Annotated in this window: 9 protein-coding genes; 6 read left to right on the plus strand and 3 right to left on the minus strand. The window is 73.0% G+C overall.

Annotated elements, in window-relative coordinates; translation table 11 throughout:
- The first annotated feature begins 9 nt into the window (after positions 1-9).
- Both I5Q34_RS29660 and I5Q34_RS29665 read left to right on the plus strand, forming a co-directional pair.
- A complete protein-coding gene (locus tag I5Q34_RS29660; protein ID WP_199895529.1) occupies positions 10-945 on the plus strand; it encodes an AraC family transcriptional regulator in 936 nt (311 codons plus the stop codon).
- Positions 946-1,104: 159 nt separating this feature from the next.
- Entirely contained in the window at positions 1,105-1,506 is a 402-nt protein-coding gene (locus I5Q34_RS29665) for a hypothetical protein (protein WP_199895530.1), read from the plus strand.
- Here the strand turns inward: I5Q34_RS29665 and I5Q34_RS29670 are convergent.
- Positions 1,455-2,402, minus strand: coding sequence for a LysR family transcriptional regulator (locus tag I5Q34_RS29670; RefSeq protein ID WP_199895531.1), 948 nt, complete (start codon positions 2,400-2,402; stop codon positions 1,455-1,457). The two genes, I5Q34_RS29665 and I5Q34_RS29670, sit on opposite strands and share 52 nt — an antisense overlap.
- A gap of 99 nt (positions 2,403-2,501) precedes the next feature.
- Here I5Q34_RS29670 and I5Q34_RS29675 point away from each other — a divergent pair, with 99 nt between their 5' ends.
- Positions 2,502-3,500, plus strand: a complete 999-nt coding sequence (locus I5Q34_RS29675) for an NADP-dependent oxidoreductase (RefSeq protein WP_199895532.1) — start codon at positions 2,502-2,504, stop codon at positions 3,498-3,500.
- A 39-nt stretch (positions 3,501-3,539) separates the two neighbouring features.
- On the opposite strand, the gene I5Q34_RS29680 is transcribed toward I5Q34_RS29675, so the two are convergent.
- Together I5Q34_RS29680 and I5Q34_RS29685 are read right to left on the minus strand one after the other, a co-directional pair.
- Entirely contained in the window at positions 3,540-5,156 is a 1,617-nt protein-coding gene (locus I5Q34_RS29680; RefSeq protein ID WP_199895533.1) for an AMP-binding protein, read from the minus strand.
- On the minus strand, positions 5,153-6,838 hold the full coding sequence (locus I5Q34_RS29685; protein ID WP_199895534.1) for an AMP-binding protein: 1,686 nt from the start codon (positions 6,836-6,838) through the stop codon (positions 5,153-5,155). Before I5Q34_RS29685 ends, I5Q34_RS29680 begins: the two co-directional genes overlap by 4 nt.
- Before the next feature lie 538 nt (positions 6,839-7,376).
- Between I5Q34_RS29685 and I5Q34_RS29690 the strand changes: the two genes are divergently transcribed.
- From I5Q34_RS29690 to I5Q34_RS29700, 3 genes are all read left to right on the plus strand, one after another.
- Positions 7,377-7,811, plus strand: coding sequence for an SAV_915 family protein (locus tag I5Q34_RS29690; RefSeq protein WP_199895535.1), 435 nt, complete (start codon positions 7,377-7,379; stop codon positions 7,809-7,811).
- A gap of 130 nt (positions 7,812-7,941) precedes the next feature.
- Positions 7,942-9,285: a diaminopimelate decarboxylase gene (gene lysA / locus I5Q34_RS29695; RefSeq protein WP_199895536.1), complete on the plus strand. Its 1,344-nt coding sequence runs from the start codon at positions 7,942-7,944 to the stop codon at positions 9,283-9,285.
- 107 nt (positions 9,286-9,392) lie between these two features.
- The gene (locus I5Q34_RS29700; RefSeq protein ID WP_199895537.1) at positions 9,393-9,974 is read left to right on the plus strand and encodes a hypothetical protein; all 582 of its coding nucleotides are present in this window, start codon (positions 9,393-9,395) and stop codon (positions 9,972-9,974) included.
- Positions 9,975-10,135: the final 161 nt, after the last annotated feature.

Consider the following 10,135-nt stretch of genomic DNA (forward strand, 5'->3'; position numbering starts at 1 on the left):
ATTCATGACATGAGCCTCGGCGGCAACCAGGCAGCTGTGATCGATACATGGATGTCCGAGTCGGCCGAACTCGTCTATCGCGCCCCTGATCACCGACTCGCCGGTCTCGTGCTCGCGTACACGGGAGAGGACTGGACGTTCGCCCGGCCGCTGGTGCGACGGGCGATGGCGCTGGCGTCCGTCGTCCTCGTGATCAATTTCTCGCCGTCGGAGCGTCGGGTGATCGCCGATGCTCGCGCACCGTTGTGGCTCCCGAAGGCCTCGCTGATGTCCGGGCTGACCGACCGGCCGATGCTGGTCGAGCAGGCCGGGTGGGCGTACGGCATGACGGTGCAACTGACGCCGCCGGGTGCCCGGATGCTGCTCGGCATGCCGTTGCACGAACTCACGAACAGGGTTGTCGAACTCGACGATTTCCTGGGCGCCGATGCCCGGCGCCTGGCCGAGCGGCTCACCGAAGCCCCCGACTGGGCGGCAAGGTTCCATATGCTGGACGGCTACCTGATCGCCCGCATCGGTGCCGCAGCGGAACTGGCGGCACCGGTATGGCATGCCTGGCGACGGCTGACGGCCCTGTCGGGCGATATGCGGATCGGCACGCTGGCGGACGAAGTGGGCTGGTCCCGCCAGCACTTGAACGCCCGGTTCCATCAGGAGATCGGCCTGCCGCCCAAGACCGTCGCCCGTATCACCCGGCTGCAGAAGACCCTGGGCTTCATGACCGGCACCATGCGGCCTTCCTGGGCGGACGCCGCCGTGATGTGCGGCTTCGCCGACCAGTCGCATCTCATCCGCGACTTCCGGATGCTCGCCGGCGGCACCCCGACCGGGCTCCGCGCGCTCATGACGGACTGGTCGGGGCTGATGACGGGCAATCCGCTCATGACCACCCGGCCGCTCCTCCGGCGCATCACGGCCACCGCGCCAGGGACATTTCGCCACTGATCGCGACGGTCCCGGCTCCGCGCAGGTTTAGCCCATGTGGGTGATCGCACGGGGTGAGGCGCGGACCTAGAGTCTTCGTCGAGGGGCCTTGCGGATCCGCTCGGAGCACCGGAGCAGCGAGCCGCCGGGAACGCCGCTCCTGCCCGAGGGGAGAGCCAGGTGCCGCTGCCCAATCCCTGCGAGGAGAACCACCACAAGATCACCATCGTCATGACGACCGATCCCGGCAACGTCGCCGACGGCGACCGCCTCTGGGACAGCTACTTCGCGTACCTGAAGAACGGCCATGGGCAGTGCCTCATCGCCTACACCCTCACCAAGGGTCCGGAGTCGGTCAACCCCTTCGACCCCCGGTCACCGGTGACCGACCGGACCATGTACACGCTGGACGAGTGCTACCCCACCGGCCCCGACATCACCCGGCACTGGGAACAACTCGCGGTGGAGTGGGAGGACTTCGGGGCGGCCTTCGCCTGGACGCAGCGGCCCAACACTCAGATCGTGATCCTTCAGGACGGACTCGTGGTGCACTCCCTCTGGAAGGCCGATGACGTCCCCTGAGCCGGGGGGAGCGTACGCGCGGACCGCAGTTCCCGGATCAGTTCGCGCACCGCCGCGCTCCCCGCCAGCTCCGGTGTCGTGACGTAGCCGACGGCCCGCGTCGGGCGTTCCTCCCCCAGGTCCGTGACGGTCACCGTCGAGGGCGCGGAGGCGAGCGAGAGGGCGGGCATGATGGCCATGCCCAGGCCCTGGGCCACCATCGACAGGACCACGCTGTCGTCCTCCGCGTCGATCGTCGCGGGCGGGATCCAGTCCTGCCGGGACCACCAGTCCCTCGTGCAGGAGCCGCAGTTCTCGGCCCAGTCGACGAGGGGGAGGGAGCGCGGGTCGGGGTGGTCGGCGGGTGCGACCAGGGAGTACGGCTCGGTGACGAGGCGGGCGGAGACCATCGCGGCGGACGAGTCGTCGAGCGTCGCGATGGCCAGGTCGGCGCGGCCGTCCGCGACCTCGCCCGTCGTGCCGCGGCCGATCTCCCGGACGATGCGCACTTCCGGGGTGAGCCCGGGGTGCCGGGCCCGGAGCCGGGCCAGCGGTCCGGGCAGCAGGTGCGCGGCGGCGCTGCGGAAGGCGGCGATCCGCAGCGGGCCGGTGAGGCCCGCGGGGCCGGGGCCGCGCGTCTCGTCGCGCATGGTCTCCAGCAGCCGCAGGATGCGGCGGGCCCGGGCGACCGCCCGCAGCCCCGCCTCCGTGGGGCGGGCGCCGTGCCGGCCTCGGTCGAAGAGGACGACGCCGAGCTTGCGTTCGCAGGTGCGTACGGTGTGGGAGACCGCGGACTGGGTCAGGCCGAGGCGGGAACCGGCGGCGGTGAAGCTGCCGTGCTCCGCTATGGCGACGAGGACGCGCAGTTCGGGGAGGGTCGGTTCGGTCGGTGGCGGTGGCGGCGACGGCGACGGCATGGGGCGAATCCACGATCATGAATGGTGTTCATGGAAGGGGTTGTTCCAGCAGTCCCACGTACTGGGACGGGCCGCCCCCCGGCGCCTACCGTGCAGCCCATGACCAGCACCTTCCGCTCCGTGCACCAGATCGCCCGCCCGCAGGGCCTGCCCACCGCCGCCGACTTCGCCTTCGTCGACGGGCCGCTTCCCGCCGTGACACCCGGCACGGCGCTCGTGGAGAACGTCCTGCTGTCCGTGGACCCGTACATGAGGGAGGCGATGGACGCCGGGTGGGAGCTGAACGCGCCGCTCGAAGGCCGTTCCGTCGGGCGGGTCGTGGAGTCCCGCGACCCGGCGCTCGCCGTCGGCGACCTCGTTTTCCACCGCAAAGGGTGGCGCACCCACGCGCTGGTGAGCGCGGCGGACGGGGCGCGGGTGCTGCCGCGCCACGAGGGCGTGCCGCTGAGCGCCTGGCTCGGGCTGCTCGGCGGGACCGGGCTGAGCGCGTACGTCGGCCTGGCGAAGGTCGCCCGGCTGCGCGCCGGGGAGACGGTCTTCGTCTCGGCCGCCGCGGGCGGGGTGGGCGGCGTCGCGGGGCAGTTGGCGCGGCTGATGGGCGCGGGACGGGTGATCGGCAGCGCGGGGTCGGCGGCCAAGGTCCGGCACCTCGTGGACGGCCTGGGCTTCGACGCGGCCTTCGACTACCACGACGGGCCGGTGGCCGGGCAGTTGGCGAAGGCCGCGCCGGAGGGGATCGACGTGTACTTCGACAACGTGGGCGGCGACCACCTGGAGGGGGCGATCGCCGCGATGCGGCCGCACGGACGGATCGCCTGGTGCGGGGCGGTGGCCCAGTACAACAGCACCGAGCCGCCGCCCGCGCCCCGCAACCTCTACGACGTCGTGGAGAAGAGCATTCGCCTGGAGGGCTTCCTCGTCCGCAACCACCGCGATCTGCAAGGTGAGTGGGAGGAATTCCTCGTGCCGCACATCCTGGCCGGGCGGGTGGTGCAGGACGAGACGGTCGTGGACGGGTTCGACGGAATCGTGGAGGCGTTCCGGGGGATGCTCCAGGGGCGCAACACCGGGAAGATGCTCGTACGCCTCACCCGGTGAGCGCCCTCGCCCGTAAGCGACTTCACCCCGTGAGCGCCCTCACCCGACGATCGCCGCCGCCTCCTCCCTCAGCTGCACCTTGCGCACCTTCCCGCTCACCGTCATCGGGAACGTCTCCATGATCCGCAGGTAGCGGGGCACCTTGTAGTGCGCCAGCCGCCCGCGGCAGTAGCGGGCGAGCTCGTCGCGGGTGAGGGGCTCGGCGGGGTCGCGGAGGATGACGCAGGCCATGATCTCCTCGCCCAGGCGCTCGTCCGGGACGCCGATGACCTGGACGTCGGCGATCTTCGGGTGGGTGTGCAGGAACTCCTCGATCTCCCGGGGATAGACGTTCTCCCCGCCCCGGATGATCATGTCCTTGCTGCGGCCGACGATGCGGACGTAGCCGTCCTCGTCCATCACCGCCAGGTCGCCCGTGTGCATCCAGCGGTCGGCGTCGATCGCCTCGGCCGTGCGCTCGGGCTCGTCCCAGTAGCCGAGCATCACGGAGTAGCCGCGGGTGCACAGTTCGCCGGTCCCGCCGCGCGGGACCGTGGCGCCCGTGTCAGGGTCGACGACCTTGACCTCGATGTGCGGGAGGACCCGGCCGACCGTGCCGGTGCGGCGGTCGAGGTCGTCGTCGCGGCGGGTCTGGGTGGAGACCGGGGACGTCTCGGTCATTCCGTAGGCGATGACCACCTCCTCCATGTGCATCTCGGCGACGACCCGCTTCATCACGTCCGCCGGGCACGGCGAGCCCGCCATGATGCCGGTGCGCAGCGTCGACAGGTCGTACGTGGCGAAGTCCGGCAGGTCGAGCTCGGCGATGAACATGGTGGGGACGCCGTAGAGCGAGGTGCAGTGCTCGCGCTCGACGGCGTGCAGGGTGGCGGTGGGGTCGAAGGTGCGGGCGGGGATGACGACACAGGCGCCGTGGGAGGTGGCCGCGAGGTTGCCCATGACCATGCCGAAGCAGTGGTAGAAGGGCACGGGGAGGGCGATGCGGTCCTCCTCGGTGTAGCCGAGCAACTCGCCCACCGAGTAGGCGTTGTTGAGGATGTTGCGGTGGGTGAGGGTGGCGCCCTTGGGGAAGCCGGTGGTGCCGGAGGTGTACTGGATGTTGACGGGGTCCGCGGGGTGCAGCTTCACCTCGCGCTCGGCGAGGCGCTCGCGCGGCGTGGAGCCGCCGAGCCGGACGAGCCCGGTCCACGTCGGGTCGCCGAGGTAGACGACGTCGCGCAGCGCGGGGCAGTCGCCCCGCACCTGCTCGACCATGCGCCGGTAGTCGCTCTTCTTGTACTCGACGGCCGAGACGAGCACCGAGACCCCGGACTGCCGCAGGACGTACGCCAGTTCGTGGACGCGGTAGGCGGGATTGATGTTGACCATGACGGCCCCGATGCGGGCGGTGGCGTACTGGACCATCACCCACTCCGGGCAGTTGACGGCCCAGATGCCGACCCGGTCCCCCTGGGCCACCCCCTTGGCGAGCAGCCCCAGCGCGACCTCCTCGACGGCCCGCGCGAACTCCGCGTAGGTCCACCGGCGGCCGCCCCGTACGTCGACGAGCGCCTCGCGTTCGACGAAGAGCTCGACGGTGCGGGCCAGGTTGGCGCCGATGGTCTCGTCGAGCAGGGGGGTGTCAGTGGGGCCTCCCGCGTACGAGGGTGTGCTCACCGGTGGTCTTCCTCTCTGAACTCGGTGCCGCCGCCCTGCGCGGTGCGCTCGCGCAGTTCGATGCGGCGGATCTTTCCGGACACGGTCTTGGGCAGGTCGGCGAACTCCAGCCGGCGGATGCGCTTGTACGGGGCGAGGACGGCGCGCGAGTGGGCGAACAGGGCCTTCGCGGTGTCCGGCCCCGGCTCCCAGCCGGCGGCCAGGACGACGTACGCCTTGGGCACGGCGAGCCGCAGCGGGTCCGGGGCCGGCACGACGGCCGCCTCGGCGACGGCCTCGTGCTCCAGGAGGGCGCTCTCCAGCTCGAAGGGGGAGATCTTGTAGTCGCTGGCCTTGAACACGTCGTCCGCGCGCCCGATGTAGGTGATGTATCCGTCCTCGTCCCGGGAGCCGATGTCACCGGTGCGGTAGTGGCCGCCGGCCATCGCCTCGGCGGTGCGGTCGGGGTCGCCCGCGTAGCCGGTCATCAGGCCGACCGGGCGCTCGGTCAGGTCGAGGCAGATCTCGCCCTCGTCGCCCGGCTCGCCCGTCACCGGGTCGAGCAGGACGACGCGGAAGCCGGGGCTCGGGCGGCCCATGGAGCCGGTCTTGAGCGGCTCGCCGGGCGGGTTGGCGACCTGGACGGAGGTCTCCGTCTGCCCGAAGCCGTCGCGGATGGTGACCCCCCAGGCCCGCCGGACGGCCTCGATGACCTCGGGGTTGAGGGGCTCGCCGGCGGCGACGGCCTCGCGCGGCGGGGTGCGCAGCGCGCGCAGGTCGGCCTGGATGAGCATGCGCCACACGGTGGGCGGGGCGCAGAAGCTGGTCACTTCGCAGCGGTCCATCTCGGCCATGAGCCGGACCGCGTCGAAGCGGGTGTAGTTGTGCACGAAGACGGTCGCCTCGGCGTTCCACGGCGCGAAGAGGTTGGACCAGGCGTGCTTGGCCCAGCCGGGCGAGGAGATGTTGAGGTGGACGTCGCCGGGGCGCAGCCCGATCCAGTACATGGTGGTCAACTGACCGATGGGGTACGAGACGTGGGTGTGCTCGACGAGCTTGGGGCGGGCGGTGGTGCCGGAGGTGAAGTAGAGCAGCAACGGGTCTTCGGCGCGGGTGGGGCCGTCGGGGGTGAAGTCCTCCTCGGCCCCGGCGCTGTCCTCGTAGGCGAGCCATCCCGGCGAAGGGGCGCCACCGACCGCGATCCTCGTGTAGTCCCCGGGGACGTCGGCGAACTTGCCGGCGTCCCGGGCCCGGACGATCACATGGCGGGCGCGGCCGCGGCCGACGCGGTCGGCCAGGTCGGCGGGGCCGAGCAGCGGGGTGGCGGGGATGACGACGGCGCGCAGCTTCATCGCGGCGAGCATGGTCTCCCACAGCTCGGTCTGGTTGCCCAGCATGACCACGATCCGGTCGCCGGCGGCCACGCCGTGCTCGCGCAGCCAGCGGGCGACCTGGTCGGAGCGGCGGCGCAGGGCGTCGAACGACGACTTCGCCTCGGTGCCGTCCTCCTCGACGATCCACAGGGCGGTGCGGTCGTTGCCCCGGGCGAGCGGATCGAACCAGTCGAGCGCCCAGTTGAACGTCGCCGGCCGTGGCCAGACGAAGCCCTCGTACGCGGTCCGGTAGTCCGCCCGGTGGTCGAGGAGGAAGTCCCTCGCCGCCCGGAACTCCGCGTGGCCTCGCACGGGCTGCTTCGTCGTCATAGCGTGTGCCTCCAGGGTGCCGGGTGGGCCGTCGGTCGCAGGTGAGCATCGTGCGACGGTGATCGAGGACCCGCCAGCCCCGGACAGTGGTGTCCGCGCCTCGCGAACACGGGTTTCTTCGAGGAAGCGCGGCCACCGGATGGCCGACCCCGCTTCGATTCTTCCAAATTTTCCGACCCTCCACGGCAGCGTGGTGGTGGGATCCGGCGCGCGGCAGGGGCGCACACCCGGCGCACGGGGTCACGGCGGGGGTCCGCGAGCCCCCCTCGGGGCGGACGGGGCCGGAGGGCCTCTCAGGCCGGTCGGCGCGGGCCGCGGCGGCCGGAATCCGCGGCCCGTGTCCGGGAGCCCGGCGGGCGGCGGGCGGAGCCGCCGCGGCCGCGTACCGGCGGCCCGTCAACGCGCCGTCAAGGCTGCGGTGGCGGGGGTCAACAGGCTGTCAAGGAAACGGTCGTGCGCCCGTGGAGCGGGCATAGCGTGAGCGGCGCGGCCCCGCGGCCGCTCCACGACGGATCCCTCCTCCCACCCGAGGATCACCATGCATGTCAACCGAACCCCCGCCGAGGCGGCGGCCGTCGCCGCCGTGACGGCCGCCAACGGTCCCCAGGCCGAGGGCGGGGAGACCTCCGAGGAACCGGCCCATCCCGGCGGGGCGCCGCGGGCCGGCCACCCCTCGGAAGCACTCCTGGTCCCCGTGCGCCCCTGTGCCGACGGCTACTCCCTGCGGGTCTTCCGCACGCCCCTGGGCGCGCGGACCGCCGTCGCCTTCACCACCGCCGGACGGCTCGCCGCGTGTCTGGGCCCCGGCCAGCCCGCCGTCCGTCTCGCCCTGCCCGCCGTACGGTCCCTCGCCGGCCCCCTCGGCGTCACCCTCGTCTCCGTGGACCCCCAGCTCACGGCCCCCGCGGTGCGCTCCTCGCCCGACGGTCCCGCGTCCCCGTCCTCGTCCCCGCTGCCCACGTTCCCCGGCTGACCGGCCGGCGCCCGCGCCGTGGGGCGGCGCGGCACGACCGCCCGTCCCACGGCGCCTCGCCCAGGAATCCCGAGGCCGCGATGGCCCGTCGAAGCACGTTGGCCTGTCGGCCCGTTGAAGGAAGACCGCAGTGTCACTCCCCGTCGTTCCCCTCCCCCCGCTCGCGCCCGACGAGGCCGTCCCCGCCCCGGTCTGGCCCGCCTCCACCCGCACCGCGGCCACCGGCGGGCTCGCCGTCGGCGGCGTGGCGCTCGCGGAGCTCGCCGACCGGTTCGGCACCCCCTCCTACGTCCTCGACGAGAACGAGGTCCGCACCCGCGCCCGCGCCTGGCGCACCGCCCTCCCGGACGCCGAAGTGGCCTACGCCGGCAAGGCGTTCCTCTCCCGCGCGATGGTCCGCTGGATCGACGAGGAGGGGCTGGGCCTGGACGTGTGCTCGGCGGGCGAACTCGACCTCGCCGCCCACGCCGGCTTCCCCGCCGAGCGGATCATCCTGCACGGCAACGCCAAGAGCCCCGCCGACCTGGCCACCGCGCTGCGCCTGGGCGTCGGCCGCGTCGTCATCGACGGCACGGGCGAGATCGCCCGGCTCGCCGCCCTCGTCCCGCCCGGCTGCCGGCAGCGGGTGCTGATCCGGGTGGTCCCCGGGGTCGAGGCCGGGGCGCACGCCGCGATACGCACCGGCGTGGAGGGGCAGAAGTTCGGCCTGCCCATCGCCGGCGGCGAGGCCGAGGAGGCCATCGCCCGCACCCTGGCCCAGCCCCGGCTCGAACTCGTGGGCCTGCACTGCCACCTGGGCTCCCAGATCACCTCCACCGGCCCGTACGTCACCGCCGTCCAGCGGCTCGTCGCCCTCCTGGCCCGGCTCCGCGACCGGCACGGCGTCACCTTCCCCGAGCTCGACCTCGGCGGCGGCTTCGGCATCGCCTACCGCGACGGCGACCCGGCCTTCGACCCCGCCGCCTACGCGCTGCGCGTCACCGGCGAACTCGCCCTGCGCTGCGCCCGGGCGGACCTGCCCGTGCCCCGGCTGACCGTCGAGCCGGGCCGCTGGATCGCCGGGCCGGCGGGCGTGGCCCTGTACCGGGTGCTGGCCGTCAAGAGCACCGCCGCCAGGACGTTCGTCGCGGTGGACGGCGGCATGAGCGACAACCCGCGCCCGGCGCTCTACGGCGCGCGCTACACCGTCCGCCTGGCGGGCCGCGCCTCGCGGGTGCCCGCGCGGGCGGTGACCGTGGTGGGCCGGCACTGCGAGGCGGGCGACATCCTCGCCGAGGACGTGCCGCTGCCCGGCGACGTCCGCCCCGGCGACGTCCTGGCGGTCCCCGCCGCCGGGGCCTACCACGTCTCGATGGCCTCGGCCTACAACCTGGTGGGCCGCCCGCCGGTGGTGGCCGTCGCGGACGGCACGGCGCGGCTGCTGGTGCGCCGGGAGACGGCGGAGGACCTGCGGGGGCGGGACGTGGGCGTCTGATCGCGCGGGGTCCGCCACGGAGGGGCCCGGTGGCGCCCCCTGCGCGAAAACACCCGGGAGTCTTGTACGGTGCATGCCGAACAGCTCAAGATCACGGGGAGAACCTCATGCACATATCCCGTTCGCGCGCCGCCGTCGCCGCCGCGTGTGGCGCGGCACTCGTCCTCACGTCGGTGTCCGCGGCGGAGGCCGCCGCTCCGCGGCAGGCGCCGCCGGCCGGTGCGGTCCTCTCGGGTGCCACCGAGGGCGGCGGGTACGGAGCCGGTCCGTCGGCGGCGGACCTGCGGCGGGCCACGGCCGACGGCGCGTTGGCGGCCGGCATCACGATCCCCAAGTGCCAGGGCACGTACAAGATGCCCATCGCCGACGTGACCCTCAAGGAGTCGCTCAAGGGCGGCATTCCGTGGCAGGTGGGGCTGGGCAAGAAGCTCAACTCCAACCTGGGGACGGTCAATTTCCGGACCCAGATCTTCGCCGACGGGCATGAGGTGGCCGGGAACGGCACCCAGAAGCAGAAGTGGAACTATAAGTTCCATGGGACGGTGAAGCGGACATTCGTCCGGCAGGACAACAAGAAGAAGTTCACGCTGCAGAAGGGCCGGGTCGTGTCCTTCTTCTGGAACTGGCACTCGGCGGCCAAGCCGAATGTCGAAGGATACCGGTATGTGATCTGCCAGTTCCAGCCGTAGGCGGCGGGTGGGGGGCGGGGGGGGGGGGGTTTTTGCCCCCCCCCCCCCTTTCCCGTTTTCCGGGGGGGGGGCCGGGGGGCGGGTGGGGGGGGGCATGGGGGTGGGGGTGGCCGCCAGGGGGCCGGCCCCCGCCCCGGGGGGGGGGGGGCGGCCCCGGGCCC

The sequence above is a fragment of the Streptomyces sp. AV19 genome (assembly GCF_015999245.1).
Taxonomy (GTDB): Bacteria; Actinomycetota; Actinomycetes; order Streptomycetales; family Streptomycetaceae; genus Streptomyces.

Excerpts from the sequence above, each read along its gene's own strand:
- I5Q34_RS29660 (WP_199895529.1), top strand. The coding sequence starts at position 10 with ATGAGCCTCGGCGGCAACCAGGCAGCTGTGATCGATACATGGATGTCC.
- I5Q34_RS29690 (WP_199895535.1), top strand. The coding sequence starts at position 7,377 with ATGCATGTCAACCGAACCCCCGCCGAGGCGGCGGCCGTCGCCGCCGTG.
- I5Q34_RS29685 (WP_199895534.1), bottom strand. The coding sequence starts at position 6,838 with ATGACGACGAAGCAGCCCGTGCGAGGCCACGCGGAGTTCCGGGCGGCG.
- I5Q34_RS29670 (WP_199895531.1), bottom strand. The coding sequence starts at position 2,402 with ATGCCGTCGCCGTCGCCGCCACCGCCACCGACCGAACCGACCCTCCCC.
- I5Q34_RS29675 (WP_199895532.1), top strand. The coding sequence starts at position 2,502 with ATGACCAGCACCTTCCGCTCCGTGCACCAGATCGCCCGCCCGCAGGGC.
- I5Q34_RS29700 (WP_199895537.1), top strand. The coding sequence starts at position 9,393 with ATGCACATATCCCGTTCGCGCGCCGCCGTCGCCGCCGCGTGTGGCGCG.